Origin of the sequence: Citrobacter freundii complex sp. CFNIH9 (assembly GCF_002903305.1) — a bacterium.
In the GTDB taxonomy this organism is placed as follows: domain Bacteria; phylum Pseudomonadota; class Gammaproteobacteria; order Enterobacterales; family Enterobacteriaceae; genus Citrobacter; species Citrobacter portucalensis.
The window spans coordinates 2,341,258-2,359,115 of the sequence record NZ_CP026238.1 but is presented as its reverse complement, the minus strand read 5'-3'; the positions used below and the strand labels follow the sequence as shown (position 1 = coordinate 2,359,115).

Annotated in this window: 15 protein-coding genes and 2 pseudogenes; 7 read left to right on the top strand and 10 right to left on the bottom strand. The window is 50.5% G+C overall.

Translation table 11 applies throughout. From position 1 onward, the window contains the following. Positions 1–200: 200 nt before the first annotated feature. Positions 201–2,246 (bottom strand): peptidyl-dipeptidase Dcp, encoded by a 2,046-nt coding sequence (gene dcp, locus C2U43_RS11935; RefSeq protein WP_103285185.1) that lies wholly within the window; start codon positions 2,244–2,246, stop codon positions 201–203. 137 nt (positions 2,247–2,383) lie between these two features. Between dcp and ydfG the strand changes: the two genes are divergently transcribed. From ydfG to ydfZ, 3 genes are all read left to right on the top strand, one after another. After that, positions 2,384–3,130 carry a bifunctional NADP-dependent 3-hydroxy acid dehydrogenase/3-hydroxypropionate dehydrogenase YdfG gene (ydfG, locus tag C2U43_RS11930; RefSeq protein ID WP_032943401.1) on the top strand — a complete coding sequence of 249 codons (747 nt, stop codon included), beginning with the start codon at positions 2,384–2,386 and terminating at the stop codon, positions 3,128–3,130. Between the two features lie 86 nt (positions 3,131–3,216). Then, positions 3,217–3,903 (top strand): GntR family transcriptional regulator, encoded by a 687-nt coding sequence (locus C2U43_RS11925; protein WP_003032396.1) that lies wholly within the window; start codon positions 3,217–3,219, stop codon positions 3,901–3,903. A 191-nt stretch (positions 3,904–4,094) separates the two neighbouring features. Continuing rightward, complete coding sequence (ydfZ, locus tag C2U43_RS11920; RefSeq protein ID WP_003032393.1) at positions 4,095–4,298, top strand: putative selenium delivery protein YdfZ; 204 nt, start codon at positions 4,095–4,097, stop codon at positions 4,296–4,298. Between the two features lie 74 nt (positions 4,299–4,372). Here the strand turns inward: ydfZ and C2U43_RS11915 are convergent. The 5 genes and pseudogenes from C2U43_RS11915 to C2U43_RS11895 all read right to left on the bottom strand — a co-directional run bounded on the left by C2U43_RS11915 (position 4,373) and on the right by C2U43_RS11895 (position 10,119). Continuing rightward, a pseudogene (locus C2U43_RS11915) lies at positions 4,373–5,839 on the bottom strand (mannitol dehydrogenase family protein). A gap of 165 nt (positions 5,840–6,004) precedes the next feature. Further along, complete coding sequence (locus tag C2U43_RS11910) at positions 6,005–7,384, bottom strand: MFS transporter (protein ID WP_103285184.1); 1,380 nt, start codon at positions 7,382–7,384, stop codon at positions 6,005–6,007. Positions 7,385–7,437: 53 nt separating this feature from the next. Then, positions 7,438–8,457: a Zn-dependent oxidoreductase gene (locus tag C2U43_RS11905; RefSeq protein WP_048214216.1), complete on the bottom strand. Its 1,020-nt coding sequence runs from the start codon at positions 8,455–8,457 to the stop codon at positions 7,438–7,440. Positions 8,458–8,470: 13 nt separating this feature from the next. Next, entirely contained in the window at positions 8,471–9,685 is a 1,215-nt protein-coding gene (gene rspA / locus C2U43_RS11900; protein WP_003832907.1) for a starvation-sensing protein RspA, read from the bottom strand. Between the two features lie 107 nt (positions 9,686–9,792). Then, complete coding sequence (locus tag C2U43_RS11895) at positions 9,793–10,119, bottom strand: YnfA family protein (RefSeq protein ID WP_008784733.1); 327 nt, start codon at positions 10,117–10,119, stop codon at positions 9,793–9,795. A 153-nt stretch (positions 10,120–10,272) separates the two neighbouring features. On the opposite strand from C2U43_RS11895, the gene C2U43_RS11890 reads away from it, so the two are divergent. Both C2U43_RS11890 and speG read left to right on the top strand, forming a co-directional pair. Beyond that, positions 10,273–10,614 carry a DUF1283 family protein gene (locus tag C2U43_RS11890; protein ID WP_003032382.1) on the top strand — a complete coding sequence of 114 codons (342 nt, stop codon included), beginning with the start codon at positions 10,273–10,275 and terminating at the stop codon, positions 10,612–10,614. Positions 10,615–10,649: 35 nt separating this feature from the next. Continuing rightward, positions 10,650–11,210, top strand: coding sequence for a spermidine N1-acetyltransferase (speG, locus tag C2U43_RS11885; RefSeq protein WP_008784731.1), 561 nt, complete (start codon positions 10,650–10,652; stop codon positions 11,208–11,210). 6 nt (positions 11,211–11,216) lie between these two features. Here the strand turns inward: speG and C2U43_RS11880 are convergent, their stop codons facing one another. After that, positions 11,217–11,927 (bottom strand): YnfC family lipoprotein, encoded by a 711-nt coding sequence (locus C2U43_RS11880; protein ID WP_081003631.1) that lies wholly within the window; start codon positions 11,925–11,927, stop codon positions 11,217–11,219. A 102-nt stretch (positions 11,928–12,029) separates the two neighbouring features. On the opposite strand from C2U43_RS11880, the gene C2U43_RS11875 reads away from it, so the two are divergent. Beyond that, positions 12,030–12,338, top strand: a complete 309-nt coding sequence (locus tag C2U43_RS11875) for a DUF1161 domain-containing protein (RefSeq protein ID WP_008784729.1) — start codon at positions 12,030–12,032, stop codon at positions 12,336–12,338. Positions 12,339–12,486: 148 nt separating this feature from the next. After that, positions 12,487–13,911, top strand: a pseudogene (locus C2U43_RS11870) (molybdopterin-dependent oxidoreductase); the annotation flags it as partial. Positions 13,912–14,787: 876 nt separating this feature from the next. Here C2U43_RS11870 and C2U43_RS11860 read toward each other — a convergent pair. The 3 genes from C2U43_RS11860 to C2U43_RS11850 all read right to left on the bottom strand — a co-directional run bounded on the left by C2U43_RS11860 (position 14,788) and on the right by C2U43_RS11850 (position 17,374). Next, a complete protein-coding gene (locus C2U43_RS11860; RefSeq protein WP_199771099.1) occupies positions 14,788–15,777 on the bottom strand; it encodes a hypothetical protein in 990 nt (329 codons plus the stop codon). A gap of 81 nt (positions 15,778–15,858) precedes the next feature. After that, positions 15,859–16,350, bottom strand: coding sequence for a hypothetical protein (locus C2U43_RS11855; protein WP_000971494.1), 492 nt, complete (start codon positions 16,348–16,350; stop codon positions 15,859–15,861). Between the two features lie 265 nt (positions 16,351–16,615). After that, positions 16,616–17,374 (bottom strand): KilA-N domain-containing protein, encoded by a 759-nt coding sequence (locus tag C2U43_RS11850; RefSeq protein WP_000107258.1) that lies wholly within the window; start codon positions 17,372–17,374, stop codon positions 16,616–16,618. Positions 17,375–17,858 lie beyond the last annotated feature (484 nt).

Here is a 17,858-nt window from a genome sequence, read left to right as displayed (position 1 = left end):
CCTGCCCGTACATGAACGCTAATCTTATCAAACATCCAAAGGCATCATCATTATTAAACTAGCATTCCTGAATATATTTCATCATCATTTGTTGATAACTATTATTGTCAACTTTCATATAAAACCCTAAAAATTGCCATCTTTTAAAATAATAAAAAACCGGGCATCACGCCCGGCTCAATATTCTGGCTAATATTCTCTTAGACGCTCAAACCACGATGTTCCAGCATTGGCTCCATTTTTGGAGCACGCCCGCTCCATTGGCGATAAAGTTCAGTTAAATCAGTACCGTTACCGCGGGACAAAATAGCTTCACGGAATTTCTGCCCGTTTTCGCGAGTTAATCCGCCCTGCTCTACAAACCACTGATAGCCGTCATCGGCCAGCATTTGCGTCCACAAATAGGCGTAATAACCTGCGGCATAACCGCCGCCGAAGATATGGGCAAAATAGCTGCTGCGATAACGAGGCGGCACAGCCTTGAGATCCAAACCTTCAGCCGCCAGCGCCTGCTGTTCAAATTGTTCGACCGAAAGAGATAACGCGCTCTTTTCCAGACTGTGCCAACGCATATCCAACAATGCGGCACTGAGCAGTTCGGTCATGTCGTAACCTTTGTTAAACAGGCTGGCCCGCTGCATCTTATTCCGCAACGCCTGCGGCATTTGCTCCCCGGTATCAACATGACGAGCAAAACGAGCAAAGACCTGCGGATGACTCGCCCAGTGTTCGTTGATCTGCGAAGGAAACTCAACAAAATCACGCGGAGTGTTGGTCCCTGAAAGCGTGGCATAACGCTGAGTGGCGAACAGGCCGTGCAACGTGTGCCCAAACTCATGAAATAACGTAATAACATCATCCCACAATAACAATGCAGGCTGACCCTTTGCTGGTTTTTGATAATTACACACGTTGTAAATAACCGGCCGGGTTTCATTGAGTTGCGATTGCTCAACAAAATTGCCCATCCAGGCACCACCGCTTTTCGATTCCCGGGCAAAGAAATCGCCGTAAAATAACGCCAGCCCTACGCCATCGTGATCGAATATTTCCCATACCCTAACATCCGGGTGATAAACAGGAATGTCGAACCGTTCTATAAATTTTATGCCAAAGAGTTGATTAGCTGTCCAGAAAACGCCCTCGTTCAGCACCGTATCAAGGGCAAAGTAAGGTTTGAACTGCGCCTCATCAAGTGCATATTTCTCACGACGAACCTGCTCGGCATAAAATGCCCAGTCCCAGGCCTCGACGTTAAATTTCCCCTGTTCGTGATTGATAACATTCTGGATTTCGGCCTGTTCATCCAATGCCCTGGCTCGCGCAGCGGGAACAATCGCCCGCATGAAATTGAGTGCAGCTTCCGGTGTTTTTGCCATCTGATCGGCAATTTTCCAGGCGGCGTAATTGGCAAAACCGAGTAGTTTCGCCTGCTGCATCCGGATCTCGACCAGTCGCTGAATAATCGCCCGAGTATCGTTAGCGTCATTGTTTTCTGCTCTCGTCCATGCGCGGTTGAACAGATTCTCACGGGTCTGGCGATCGCGTAACGCCGCAAGCGCCGGTTGCTGAGTCGTGTTCAATAGCGGGATAACCCAACGCGCTTCAAGCCCTTTCTCCTTTGCAGCTTCGGCGGCAACAGCAATTTCCTCTGCGCTGAGTCCGTCCAGGTAACGTGCATCATCCACCACCAGAGCACCGGACTTGTTCGCCGCCAGCAGACGTTGATTAAACTGGCTGGTCAACGTGGCGGACTCTGTATTGAGCGCTTTAAGGTTCGCTTTATCGACCTCATTTAAACGCGCGCCGGCTAATACAAAACGCTGGTGGATGACCTCCAGCAAGCGTAATGATTCGCTATCCAACCCCAGCGAACCTCGCCGTTGCCAGACCGCTTCAACGCGCGAAAAAAGCGCGCCATTGAGATAAATATCATTGGCAAGGTTCGCCAGTTCTGCGGAAAATTCTTCGTCAAGGCGCTGTAGTTCATCGTTGGTGTGCGCCGCCGTCATCGCGAAGAAAACGCTGGTTACGCGTGTCAGCAAAGCGCCGCTTTGTTCAAGCGCCAGCAACGTATTGGCAAAATCAGGGGCCTGCGGGTTTTGCACAATCGCCTCGATCTCTGCACGTTTTTGCCGCACGCCTTCATCGAACGCTGGGCGATAGTGCTGCACCTCTATCTGATCAAACTGCGGTGCCTGGTACGGCAACGTGCTGTGACGTAAAAAAGGATTCGTTAACGACATCTTTCACTCCTGAAAACGATTTGTTTACCAGAGTAGACTTCCCAGGAATCAACCGCAATCGCGTTACGCAGGAATAGCTCTGAACGGAAATGACGTGCTATGGTAGTACGACATAAAAAGCGTTGAGGAACAGTGAGATGATCGTTTTAGTAACCGGAGCAACCGCAGGTTTTGGTGAGTGCATTACGCGTCGTTTTATTGAGAATGGGCATAAAGTTATTGCCACCGGACGCCGCCAGGAGCGCCTGCAGGAACTGAAAGAGGAATTGGGTGACCGCCTCTATACCGCGCAACTGGACGTACGTAATCGTGCATCGATTGAAGAGATGATGGACGCCCTTCCTGCTGAATGGCGCAATATTGATGTTCTGGTCAACAACGCGGGTCTGGCGCTGGGCCTTGAGCCTGCTCACAAGGCCAGCATTGAAGACTGGGAGAATATGATCGACACCAACAACAAGGGGCTGGTTTATATGACCCGTGCCGTTCTGCCAGGCATGGTTGAACGCAACCGCGGTCATATTATCAATATCGGTTCTACCGCGGGCAGTTGGCCCTATGCTGGCGGTAACGTCTACGGTGCGACCAAAGCGTTTGTTCGCCAGTTTAGCCTGAATTTACGTACTGATTTACACGGCACTGCAATTCGCGTTACCGACATCGAGCCGGGTCTGGTTGGCGGTACGGAGTTCTCTAATGTCCGTTTTAAAGGTGATGACGCCAAAGCTGAAAAAGCCTACGAAAATACCACGGCGCTGACTCCGCAAGATGTTACAGAAGCGGTATGGTGGGTGGCTTCTTTACCGGCTCATGTCAATATCAACACCCTTGAAATGATGCCTGTCACACAGTCTTTTGCCGGGCTGAGTATTCATCGTGGCTAATTTCTCTGCCCGGCCTTGTGCCGGGTATAGATAGCCTGAAAGAAGTGATAAAATATCCGGGTTAACTCTCTAAAAAGTAAGAATGAATGACCGTAGAAACGCAGCTCAACCCTACACAGCCAGTAAATCAACAGATTTACCGTATTCTTCGCCGTGATATCGTGCATTGTCTGATTGCACCCGGTACACCGCTGTCGGAGAAAGAGGTTTCTGTACGCTTTAATGTGTCACGCCAGCCGGTACGAGAAGCATTCATCAAACTGGCTGAGAACGGTCTGATTCAGATCCGCCCGCAGCGTGGCAGCTACGTGAATAAAATTTCGCTGTCGCAGGTGCAAAACGGCTGTTTTGTTCGCCAGGCAATTGAATGTGCCGTGGTACGCCGCGCCGCATCACTGATCAACGATCAACAGTGCTATCAGCTTGAACAGAATTTGCATCAGCAGCGCATCGCAATTGACCGAAAACAGATTAATGATTTCTTCCAGCTTGATGATGAGTTTCATCAGAAACTGGCTTTAATCGCCGAGTGCCAACTCGCCTGGGATACCGTTGAGAATATAAAGGCTACAATTGACCGCGTTCGTTATATGAGCCTGGATCATATTTCCCCGCCTGAGATGCTGCTACGCCAGCATCACGATATCTTTGCCGCCCTTGAGAAGCATGATGGCGATGCGGTCGAGCGCGCAATGATGCTCCATCTTCAGGAAATTGGTGAGTCCGTTCAGCTTATTCGTCAGGAAAATAGCGACTGGTTCAGCGAAGATTAATACTACGCTCACCTCACTCCGGGGTGAGTTTCTCCTGCGTTTTCCCCGCGCCCGCATAACTGCATAAAAAAAGCTGTGATTTTGATCGAAAACAAAAAAAATCATTAACGAGAAGCGTATTTATATTGCGCCCGTTACGTGGGACTAAAAGCCCACGGGCTTTGACGGTAAGTTGGAAAGGAGAAAACACCATGAAAACATACGATCGTAACCGTAACGCAATCACCACTGGCAGCCGCGTCATGATCAGCGACACCGGACTCACAGGCCGCATTACAGCAATAGATACCGATGGCCTGACCGCTGAGCAGATTCGCCGCGGGAAAACAGTGGAAATCGAAGGATGTGAAGGCAAATACGCCCCCCTCGAGCTGATTCGTTTAGGCATGAACTAATTGGTGTGAATGCCAGAAAACACAGCGCCATCTGGCCGTTGCAAGCCAGATGGCGGCATAAAGCATAATCTTCGTTACTTCAGTTTTGCTGCATACTTCGCAACCGTCGCCTTCGCCCCTTCAGCCAGTAAAGTAAGATACGCTTGTGTGACCTGACGGTTGAACAGTTCAACCTGTGGCAGTTCACGGCCAAAAATAGCATCGATTGCCAGCAGCGCCTGAACGCGCTCTTCGCCCTCGTTACTGCTACGCACTGCATTCTGGATTACCGGCAACAGTGGATCGCTAATTTCAATCGCCTGGCCCTGTTCATCCACACCACCGACGTAACGCATCCAACCAGCGACACCCAGTGCCAGCAGCGCAAAGTCACTACCGTGCACAATGTGCCAACGAATGGAATCAAGCATACGCTGCGGCAGTTTTTGGCTACCGTCCATGGCGATCTGCTAGGTACGATGACGCAGCGCCGGATTGCTGTAGCGTTCAATTAACAGATCGGCGTAGCGCTGTAGGTCAACACCTTTTACTTTCAGCGTAGGTGCTTGTTCCTGCAACATCAGCGCACGTGCAGCAAGACGATAGTTTTCATCACCCATGCAATCGTTAATATGTTGATATCCCGCCAGATACCCAAGATACGCAAGGAAAGAGTGGCTGCCGTTGAGCATACGCAGTTTCATCTCTTCAAACGGAATGACATCAGCCACCAGTTCCGCCCCGGCCTTTTCCCATTCAGGACGGCCGGCAACAAAGTTATCTTCAATTACCCACTGGCGGAACGGTTCGCATGCCACGCCTGCCGGGTCGCGTACACCGGTGATATGTTCAATTTTGTCCAGCGTCTCCTGCGTAACTGCCGGGACAATGCGGTCAACCATTGTTGATGGGAATGTCACATGTTGTTCGATCCACGCGGCCAGTTCCATATCCACCGCTCGGGCATATGCAGTGACAACATTGCGCATCACATGACCGTTTTCTGGCATGTTATCGCAGGACATCACGGTAAAGGCGGCTAAACCGGCAGCTTTGCGACGCGCCAGGGCTTCAACCACCACGCCCGGCGCAGTTTTTGGTTGTTTAGGGTTTTGCAGATCGGCTGCAATCATCGGGTTGTCTAACATCAGTTGGCCGGTCGCCGGTGAATGGCAGTATCCTTTCTCGGTGATGGTCAGTGAAACGATCGCGACCTGCGGTTCACACATCGCTGACAGTACGCTTTCCAGACCATCAACCTGCGCATGCAATGCATTTTTCACCACGCCCACGACTCTCGCAGTCCAGGCATCAGCAGACATCTCTGCAACGGTATACAGATTATCTTGCTGTTTCAGATCGAAAATCTGCTGCTCGCCGCCAATCAGGTTCACCTCGTAGTAGCCCCAGTCACTGCCGTGATCGGCGGCCAGAATGTCAGCGTAAACACCCTGATGTGCGCGGTGAAACGCGCCAAACCCCAGATGAACAATACGCGGAACCAGTTTTGTACGATCGTAGTCAGGAAGTGCAGCCTTTGCCGCTAAGAGCTTGTTTTGCATGGTATGGCCTACTTATAAATGAAATCAGGACTGTTCCAGAGTAACGCCTGTATGGTTGTATGTTTTGATTTGCATTAAGCTTTTTATGATTGGTATGACATCATGTAAAGCTGTGTAATAGCATGGGCAGCGTACGAGTACATCCGCCCATGCTACTGTCTGGTATCAGCTTGTCTGAGTCACCGAGCAACGAACCTTCTCGGCTTTATTCACCTCGGCAGCATCCTCAAGTACGCTCAGGTCGCGATCTTTCACTTCTGGCATCAGCAACGCGGAAATCAAACCAATCAGTGAGTAAGCGATGGCCATCACCAGAATTGGCCACCAGGAATTAGTCATGTTGCAGAAAATACCCGCCAGAACCGGACCAAAACCAACAGCAACCAACCCGCCTGCTTCTTTTGAAATCGCCATTCGCGTAAACCGGTTACGCGCACCGAACATTTCCGCCATAGTAATATTTTCGAGAGCAAATAACCCCAATACGGCAAAATTATGAATAACAATCAATGCCGTCATAATGACACCCGGGCTATACGTTTTATCCACTACAATTGACAGCATCGGGTAAGCCAAAATAATTGCTGAAATATTCAGGATAATATAAGGCAAACGACGACCAAACTTATCAGACAACCAGCCAAGCAACGGTATTGTAATAAAGCCCAACACCGAACTGATCATTAAGGCATCAGTGGGTATAGATTTATCAAATAAAAGCGTCTGCACTAAATAACCGGCAAGGAAGGTTTGGATTAATCCTGAATTACCCGCCTGTCCAAAACGTAGGCCGGTTGCCAGCCAGAAAGATTTACTGGTAAACATCGCCCCCAGCGTATTTTCTGACGAATTATTTAATGCCGGAGCGTTTTCTTCATCATTCACTTTCTCAAATACCGGGCTTTCTTTGAGATTCATACGCAACCAGATGGCAAAGATCATCACCACGACACTCGCCAGGAACGGAATGCGCCAACCCCAGGCTAATAACTCCTCACGGTCGAGCGCAAAGAACATCACCGCCCAGATGGCCGTTGCGCTAAGGGTTCCACAGTTGGTCCCCATTGCAACAAGTGAGGAAATAATGCCACGTTTACCTTTTGGCGCGTACTCGGCAAGCATCGTGCCTGCGCCCGAAATTTCAGCCCCCGCACCAAGCCCTTGCACGATACGCAGCGTCACCAGCAGCACAGGCGCAAAGATACCAATTTGTGCATATGTTGGCAGCACGCCAATTAAGGTCGTACAAATTCCCATCATCGTAATGGTAATAAAAAGTACTTTTTTACGGCCGATGCTGTCTCCCATTTTGCCAAATATAAATGCCCCAACAATGCGAGCAATATATCCTGCACCGTATGTACCCATCGCTAAAATAAGCGCCATGGCGGCAGACTGTTCCGGGAAAAATATTTCATGGAATACCAGTGCGGCACCCAAAGAATATAACTGAAAATCCATAAATTCAAGCGCAGTACCCAACCATCCGGATACGGCAGCTCTAACCAGATCTTTCGTGGATCTTTCGTGTTTTTCTTGATTCATATTGGCTATCTCTAAGAGGTAAGATGCGTACCACTTACTCGCAGTTATTTATATTATTCACTGAATGTAAGTAAGACTTTGCAGCAGTGCTGCTGATCTTTCTCAAACAATTCAATTGCGTCTGTAACGTGGTGATAGTCAAAAGTGTGAGTAATAAGTTGATTAGGATCGATAAGTCCGTTGACCAACCAATCAATCACAATCGGGAATTTGTTCGCATTTAATCTTGAGGAATAAATGGACAGTTCTTTCCCGGTAATGCCTTGTTGAATAATCTGACAAGGATCGCTGGAGAAGCCCATCAGAACAATTCGCGCGGCCGGCGATGCCAGCGTGATTGCCTCCTGTAAAATGGATGGATGGCAAGCTGCATCCACGATAATGGTCGGTTTTAGTCCGTTTTCCGCAAGGAACTCTTGCAACGAGTGCTGACTATTATTGATTGCCCAGTCTGCACCGCACTGCTTCGCCATGGCCAGGCGCTCATCGATTCTGTCAGCAATCACTACGGTTTTGACCTTATAGACACGCTTAAGCGCCTGTACAGTGGTCAGTCCCATAGGCCCTGCGCCATAAATAAGCGCAATATCGTTTTCTGTTGGTTTAATTTGCCCGGTCACGTTTGCGGCGATGGTGAAAGGTTCCACCATAACGGCATGCTCATCAGGCACTGTATCGGGGATCGTCCAGGCATTTTTCGCTGGCACCACAGCGTACTCACTGAAACCACCATCGCGATGCACGCCCAGCACCACCAGCGATGTACAAACGTTAGGTTTACCAATTGAACAGGGATAACAATGTCCGCAGCTGATGACCGGATCAACGGACACCCGCTCACCTATTCGCGAATGGTCAACGCCGTCACCTACCGCCTCGATCACGCCATAAAACTCGTGGCCAATAACGCGCGGGTATTGTGCAAATGGATTATGACCGCGATAAATATGACTGTCGGAACCACAAATCCCCGCCAGTTTCACTTTTACCCTCACCTCACCTGCTAAGGGTTCTGGCACCGGTCGTTCGGCGATAACCAGCGTATTCGGTTTTTCAATTACGATACTTTTCATAGCAAATCACTCCTTACCAGTTCCACAGCGTGCCATCTTCCAGGCGAGCAACGGGCAGATATGCAGGGTCATACGGATATTTCGCCGCCAGTTTTTCGTCAAACTCGATCCCAAGACCAGGTTTGTCTCCTGGATGCATATAGCCGTTATCAAAGGTCCAGTTATGTGGGAACACTTCCAGCATTTGCTCGGAATAGCCCATATATTCCTGTACGCCGAAGTTCGGCACCCACAGATCAAAATGCAGCGCGGCGGCCATGCACACAGGCGACAGATCGGAAGGTCCATGTGAACCGGTACGAACCTGATACAGCGACGCGAAATCAGCAATCCGGCGCATACCGGTGATACCACCCGCATGGGTGATGGTGGTGCGGATATAGTCGATCAGTTGTTCTTCAATAAGCTGTTTACAGTCCCAGATGCTGTTGAACACTTCCCCTACCGCAATCGGCGTGACGGTATGCTGGCGGATCAGGCGGAAGCACTCCTGGTTTTCAGCTGGTGTTGGATCTTCCATCCAGAACAAACGGTACTGTTCAATGCTTTTACCGAAACGGGCCGCTTCAATTGGCGTCAGACGGTGGTGCATATCGTGTAAAAGATGTTCGTTGAAACCAAACTTGTCACGCACGGCGGCAAACAGTTTTGGCGTGAAATCCAGGTATTTCTCCGTTGACCACAACTGTTCTTCCGGCCATTGCCCTTTGGTGGCGGGTTCATAGGCCAGTCCTTTGCCCTTAGACATACCGTAAGTGGTTTTCATACCCGGTACGCCGCACTGTACGCGAATCGCTTTAAAGCCCATTTCTTTATGACGCGCATAATCTTCGAGTACGTCATCAACGGTATGGCCTGTGGTGTGGCAGTAGACCATAACCCCTTCACGAGAAGCACCGCCGAGCAACTGGTACAACGGCATATTCGCCGCTTTCGCTTTGATATCCCAGAGAGCCATATCCACCGCAGAAATCGCCGACATGGTGACCGGACCACGACGCCAGTAAGCGCCTTTGTAGAAAAACTGCCAGATGTCCTCAATACGATGCGCATCGCGACCAATAAGCTGCGGACACACGTGATCTTTCAGATAGGACGCCACGGACAGCTCGCGTCCATTTAACGTGGCATCTCCCAGCCCGGTGATCCCATCTTCTGTCGTAATTTTCAACGTTACAAAATTACGCCCAGGACAGGTGACAAACACTTCAGCCCCAACAATCTTCATTTCTTATTCCCTACATCTGTTCTTGTGATGCAGGAAATTTACTCAACTGAGCTACTACCATACAAGTATGAAGATCAAAAAAGCGCTGTTTGATCACAAAAAAGGCGCTATGCGCGCCCCCATCCAGCCACAATGATCAGCATGCCGCACAACGCCACCAGCGCGCCAGACCAGTCATATAAACTGAGTTTTACACCATCGACAATACGTAGCCATAGCAGCGCGGTCACCACGTAAACACCGCCATAGGCTGCGTATACACGCCCGCTGGCTGCCGGATGCAGTGTCAGCAACCAGACGAATAAAGCCAGTGACACCCCGGCGGGTATCAGCAACCAGGCTGTAGCTCCTCGCTTAAGCCAAAGCCAGGGTAAAAAGCAGCCAATGATTTCGCATAACGCGGTGATGAAAAAAAGAAATGTGGTCTTAAGCATTGATGTTATTCAGTTACCTTCGGTTTAACCATGATACGACAGAATCTCGTTAGCGTATCCATATCCACCGGGTGGGTATGCCCGCAAACTGGAATAGTGTAGAATTTAACCCTGTTTTATCGTTTTTACCCTTTCCCATAAAAGGAATTCACCATGAAAATTACACTGACCAAACGCCTGTGCCTGACGGCTATGCTGACGCTGGCTGCGGCTGTGTACACCTCTTCGGCATTTGCTGAAACCAGTAAACTGGTCATTGAATCCGGAGACAGTGCGCAAAGTCGTCAACAAGCCGCAATGGAAAAGGAACAATGGAACGATACGCGTCAGCTTCGCCAGAAAGTCAATAAACGTGCAGAGAAAGAGTGGGACAAAGCCGATACGGCCTTTGATAGCCGTGATAAGTGCGAGCAAAGCGCTAATATTAATGCGTACTGGGAACCTAACACCCTGCGCTGCCTCGACCGCCGTACTGGCCGCACCGTTGCCCCATAATCATTGCACTTTGAAGGATATTGAAAGGATACGATATGACTAGCGCCCTCAGTGTTAAGTTGCGCCCGCTGGAGCGTGAAGATTTACGATTCGTCCATCAGCTTGATAATAATGCCAGCGTAATGCGCTACTGGTTCGAAGAGCCTTACGAAGCGTTTGTTGAGCTGTCAGACCTGTATGACAAACACATCCACGACCAAAGCGAACGCCGCTTCGTGGTGGAGTGCGACGGTGAAAAAGCCGGGCTGGTGGAATTGGTTGAAATTAACCATGTACACCGCCGGGCCGAATTCCAGATTATTATTTCGCCGGAATATCAGGGGAAGGGTCTGGCCTCACGGGCAGCAAAGCTGGCAATGGACTATGGCTTTACCGTGCTCAACCTCTATAAGCTGTATCTGATCGTCGATAAAGAGAACGAAAAGGCTATCCACATTTACCGTAAACTCGGTTTTATGGTGGAAGGCGAGCTGATCCATGAGTTCTTTATCAACGGCCAATACCGCAACACGATTCGTATGTGTATCTTCCAGCAGCAGTATCTGGCAGAGCACAAAACGGCAGGCCCTAATCTGCTGCCGCCTACCGCTCAGTAAACACGACTAGTAGTAGTCGATTGTGTTTTCAATCGAGTAATGATGTTCAACTGCCGGCTTCACGCTCTCATCAACGATAACAAGCTGGCAGTTGATCGGATTTGCGTATTCATCGTATTTGCACGTTTGTTTGACATTGCCTAACGGATGATTGTTGAGCATGCTCACCGCGGTGTAATCTAACTTCTTCAATGGGTCAACCGACGGTTTAGCATCAACCTGCAAAGTGCTGTCCTTACTGACGGTTGTTTTGCCCAGCGGGTAGCCTTCGGCATCATATCGATACTGCACCTTCATCTCTTTCCCCGTGGCGGAAACGACAAAACCGTTATCGTCGGTATCCCACACCACACCTGCAGCAGGCAGTTCCGCCAGTTGGCATTTGCCCTGTAAACGGATCCGTTTTTCCAGCGTTTCGGCATCCCGATAGTAGTTAGCATCCAGGACCAGCGCCATACCGGTATTGTTTTCGATATCGTGCAGTTCAAGTGTATCGAAACACCCTTCCTGTGACAGGGTACCAGCGACGCGCTTGGTGACCTCACCTTTGTCGTTGAGCAGCGTTTGACTGAAATCTTTCACCGGCCCGCGCAGCGGATCGAAATCAAACTCATTGGAAAAACTGGCCATTTCCGGCGTAAAGGAAACCAGCCCTTTGGCGTTATCACACCCGACCAGCACGACACACAGGAAACCTAACAGGGTCTGTTTCTTCACATTTTTCACCGGGATAAGAAGATAATTCTCAATCATATTAGCAAATACAGTTATTTACACCAGAAATGCTAATCTTAGTCTATGTCGATCATAAAGGAGCTGATGATGAAATACGTAACAGGAATTGCCGCGATCTTACTGGCAGTTGCATCCCCACAGGTTCTGGCCGCACCTGCGTCATGTGAACGCGTGAAAAGCGATATCGAGCAGCGCATCATCAATAATGGCGTCGCAGAGTCCAGCTTTACGCTGAACATTGTCCCCAACGATCAGGCCGATCAACCTGATTCGCTGGTGGTAGGACATTGTGCAAACGATACGCACAAAATTCTCTACACCCGGACTAACAGTGGAAACGCCCCTGCCAACAGCTCGCCTGCACAGGACGGGCACGTCGCCGAACCGCAATAAATCATACCCTCCGTACGCGGAGGGTTACTCCAGTTTGATATGCATTAAGATGCCATACTCATAAATGGGTAAACTCACTCTATTATTAGCATGCTATTAATTTCGCTGTAGAGATTAATATATAGCGATAACTATAATGGAGTGAGTTATGTCTGATACAGAGCAATATGGAGGCATTAGCCGCAGGATGTTAGTGAAATCCTCGGCTATAGGTTCGTTGGCGCTTGCCGCTGGCGGGTTATCGTTACCTTTTGGGATGCGCACCGCAGCTGCTGCGGTACAACAGGCGATACAACCGGCTGAAGAGAAAGTGGTTTGGGGCGCTTGTTCCGTGAACTGCGGCAGTCGTTGTGCCCTGCAACTCCACGTCAAAGATGACGAGGTCGTATGGGTGGAGTCTGATACGACCGGAGACGATATTTATGGTCAGCACCAGGTGCGTGCCTGTTTACGTGGACGCTCAATCCGTCGACGGATCAATCATCCGGATCGTCTCAATTATCCTATGAAGCGCGTGGGCAAACGCGGTGAGGGTAAATTCGAACGCATAACCTGGCAGGAAGCGCTGGATACCATCAGCACCAGTTTAAAAAATACCGTACAGAAATACGGTAATGAGGCCGTGTATATCAACTACACCTCTGGCATTGTCGGCGGCAATATTACTCGCTCCTCCCCTTATGCCTCGCTGGTCGCTCGATTGATGAACTGCTATGGCGGATTCCTGAGCCATTACGGCACATACAGTACCGCACAAATCGCGGCGGCAATGCCTTACACCTACGGCTCAAATGACGGCAACAGTACCTCCGACATTGAAAACACGAAGCTGGTGGTGATGTTCGGCAATAACCCTGCCGAAACGCGCATGAGCGGCGGTGGCATAACATACTTCCTTGAGCAGGCCCGGGAGCGTTCTAATGCCCGCATGATCGTCATCGACCCGCGTTATACCGATACCGCTGCGGGTCGTGAAGATGAGTGGATCCCTATCCGTCCGGGAACCGATGCCGCACTGGTGGCGGGAATCGCCTGGGTCCTGATTAACGAAGATCTCGTCGACCAGGCGTTCCTCGACACATATTGCGTCGGTTATGACGAGAAAACCCTACCCGCTGACGCCCCCGCTAACGGACATTACAAGGCCTATATACTTGGCAATGGCGATGACGGTGTCGCTAAAACGCCCCAATGGGCCTCGCATGTCACAGGGATCCCGGCCGAGCGCATCATTAAACTGGCACGAGAAATCGGTAGTACAAAACCGGCGTATATTTGTCAGGGTTGGGGTCCACAACGTCAGGCTAACGGCGAACTGACTTCGCGCGCGATCGCAATGCTGCCAATCCTGACCGGCAACGTTGGCATCAACGGCGGCAATAGCGGTGCACGAGAATCAACCTACACCATCACGATTGAACGCATGCCGCTGCCGGAAAATCCCATCAAGACCCAGATATCATGCTTTAGCTGGACCGACGCCATCGCCCGGGGTCCGGAAATGACCGCAACCCGCGATGGCGTGCGCGGTAAAGATAAGCTCGATGTACCAATTAAATTTATCTGGAACTTCAAGGACTTGAAGCGGACCCTTAGTAGGCCTGAGGTCCTGCATTGAGTCAAGACCTTGTGTCATTCTTTGTGCCAGACTTGTGTCATTAGACGGGATGTCTAGACGGCTGGTCAGGACCCCCGGTGGCCTCGGTCTGGACTTGAGGTGGGGCTATGGGGGAAGTCTGCTGGCTTAATGTATTAGATGGTCATTCACATTTTTCTGTCAGAAACCATCGGTCCCACTGTGAGTCCAAACCTAAGCCCCCAGAAGCCCACCCACAGCCTTAGACAGAGTGTCGAATACATTCACACCGAGTCGACCGGAGAGGACCATATAGAGACCCACAGAGAGGAACACGAGTTTATAGACCAGAGTCAGGAGGGACCTTAGGTCTGCGGAAGTCATGGACATAAAGCCTCCTTCGTCTATTGTACTACTGCACTAGATAACTAGTACAAAACAAAGGTCCAGACCATTGGTCCAGACCATAGTTATCATGATGATTGGAACGATTGAACGGTAGGCACTTTACGTCTCACCCACTGTTCAGCTTCAGCCAGTGACCAGCATAGCCGCTTATAGACTCTGCGTGTCATCCAGATTGTTGCTTGATATCGTCCACCCTCCACAGGCTGTATGGATGTCTTAATCACAGTGATAACCCACCACCTGAAGTCCTGCTGATATTCAGTCCAGACTTACCCCTGCTCATGGTCTTACCTCCCTCGGTCTCCTGACCTTGGGTATCGACTACAGCTTGCTGAGCGTCATCTGGAGGAGCTACAGGAGGAGCTACAGGAGGCGGGACCGAAGCCCCACCTTGAGTCCCACCACCACCTGTCAGGCCCTTGGCGATGGACCTGAAGCCTTTACTAATGCTCTTACCCATTGGTCTTACGCTTCGGTCTTGGTGAACTTCAGGCGTTTGACTACAGGCAGGACGGCAGTAGCTGAGCCAGTGCCCATCTTGACGGTCGTAGCAGCTTCAGCGACAACGAACACTTTACCGAGGATTTCCAAGTCGTGGGACTGAGAGTCGCCATCACGTGAAAGGACGACCGTAATATTCTCACCGTCGTGACGGAAGCAGCCGAAGCTCAGGGCCGTGAAGCGTTTAGCCAGCATGAACACACCTTTGTCCTCACCGTTGTAATACGCGATGTCGGTACCCAGCATATCCACGATAGCGTCTTCACCAGAGAAGCCCTGTTTAGCAGCCAGACGGGACAGCGCTTTCAGTTGGGACTCATGGGCGATGATGCCGTAATCAGACACTTCAGAGCCGAAAGAGGACTCGGTGTTCTCAAACAGAGCGTCCATGATAGCGTCTGCCTTAGTGGTCAGGCTTCCAGTCAGGACTGGCAGCTCTACGGTCTTCAGCAGCTTGGAGGACTCCAGAACGTCAACCATGCGAGCGTTGATGGTACGGACCACATTCTCACAGATGTTCATAGCGTCCTGCTGGAGTGTGCCATGAGTGAAACCAGTGGAGGACTTGGCGTCCCACAGTTTAGTTTGCTCCGAGATGAGGATTGCCTGTTCGATAGGTTCGACGACAATCTCCTGACCAGACGGAACGGTCACGACTTCAGGTCGCTTGCCACCACGGACAGGAACGACCACAGAGCGGTCAGTCAGAGTGTGGGCAATGATTGGGGTCGGTAAGCTGTTACGGGTCGGCAGGACTTCTACAGGGAACGGGATGTTCTCTTGAGCGTCCTTAAGTACACCGTTCAGCATAGCCTTAACCGTCTTAGCTAACTGGAGGGCGTAGACCTGCGGGTCAGCGTTAGTCGGCAGACCTTCATTGACCTGAATGTTGTCGGTATCGGTGATGCGTACTGGCTCAATGCCAAACTGGAAAGCGTCTTTAATCGTCATAATAATCAATCTCCTAAATTAGTTTAAATACTGTGAGTCCTCAAAACTGAGGAGTCCCTAACATCGGGTCAGGGACTGTGTGTCTTATAAGCTGTCCAGCCAGTTACCGCCTGACTCAAGGTCAGCGACAATAGCGGCACGGGAGCGACCAGCGGAATGGGTAGCACTGCGGAGGTTCTCACCATAGGTCCGGCGTTCAGCTTTGACCTGTTCGCGGCGCTGTAGCTCTTTCTGCCACTCTGCATCAGTCATGTTCTCTTCACGCATGCGCTCGGCCTGAATGCGCTGCTCTTTAGCGATACGCTCAGCCTCAGCTCGCTTGTTCTGCTGGCGGCGACCATAGGCGGTCATCAGGTCATTACTGAAGAAGTTGCCAATAGCTACACCAGCTTCAGCCAGAGCTTCCAGTAACTCCATAGACTCACGGCTGGTAGACGGCAGTCCTGACAGGTAGCCCGGAATCAGGGTCTTGATAGCGAGCGACAACGGATAGGACTGACCGTCCAGACTCACAGTGTTTTCATAAAGGTTGATGTCGGTGACTGACAGCTTCCAGTTGTTGTTGTTGAACATCATAGGTAATTCTCCTCTTGAGAGTTGAGACTATCGGTATCGCAGACGCAGTAGCGCCTACGGGTCTCCCCGCATCGGTCATCTCAAAAGGTTTTAAAATTAGGCAGACAGTTTCATAGCGACCAGTTGCGCTATCAGCTCGTCTCGGGATTGGTGCTGGCGGGTCTCATCTTCCGGGTCTAGACCAAGCTCTCTGAGGAGGACTTCAGTCCGGTAGCCACGGTAACGGAGAGTCATGCGGCCCTCAGGTGTGCGTGGGTCAATCATCTTAGAGTCCTCCCTTAGCGCACAGACGAACCAGCTCGACCTTGTTGGACTTAAGCCACTCGTAACCCTTGGTGAGGACCTTAAGCCCCTCCTGACCGTTATAGTGGTTATCCTGAAGACGGTAATAGCCGTTCTCCAGACCCTTAGGATTGAAGCTGGTCATCCAGCCACCTGACGAGATGTCAAATACAGGCTGTCCTCGACCGTCCAGCTTGCGACTATAGAAGGGATTAGCTATACGCCCTGACTTCAATACGGCATTAAGAGCCTTGGCTGATACCAGCTTTGTACCTAACCTGAAGTCGAGATTCTTAAGACACTCTGTCAGGGTGTGGCCCTGCTTCGGGTTATCCAGCTTTTCCAGCCAGTTACGGGCTATAGGCTTGAGACCCTTAAGTTCCTTGGAGTCCTGCGCCAGCGCCTTAGCTTCCGACACTTTGTCGTTACGTAAAGCGATGAAAGCACGGATGACCTTAAGGTAGAAATCAGGTGAGACCCACATCGCATAGGCAATAGCCGCCTCTTCAGTAGCCCATGTCCCCGGAGTCGAACCACCATGAGCAACATGCAAATTTGCATCTTGGTCAAGAAGCGTCCTGACGCTAGAACGCCACTGACCCGGCTCCTTAGCAGATGGAAGCTCAAGCTCTTTATGTAGCTCGTTCAGGTTCCACATACGGTCCTGATTACAGGCCCAGTGATAGCCGTCAACGATGACAGGAAGAACTACTTCATGCTTCATTAAGGGTTGAGTTGACATATCGTTGTACTCCTTTTGTTATGCCTCCTGAAGTCACACCCTGAAAGCCTACTCAAGCCCCCAACGATAGGGAGACTCACAGGCAACAGGAGACATACAGAAAGACTTGAGGTAATAAGGTCGTGTGAAGACCATGTTAACTTTTTTAACAAACCCGTTTTCTGGGTTGGTTAGACTTCTCGCCAACGCGCCCAAATTTGGACCCGTTAAGAATGGTGACTGCTCAGTTTTGAGCGCGTTAAGTCCTGACCAGACGGAAACTTTTTCCTACTGGCTACTAGATAACTAGCGTGTCTCCATATGTATAAAGGCGGGACCGCATGTCAGGACGAGCTGTAAGGACTTCCAGATGGTGAGCGGTGATAAACTTAAGCCAATGAGTAGTGAGTAGACGAGCTACTAACAGATGACTGAAGAACGCTAACGAGCTGGAGGTCATACAGGAGGTCTGACAGAGGCGGTCACGGGCCTTGATTACTTAGGA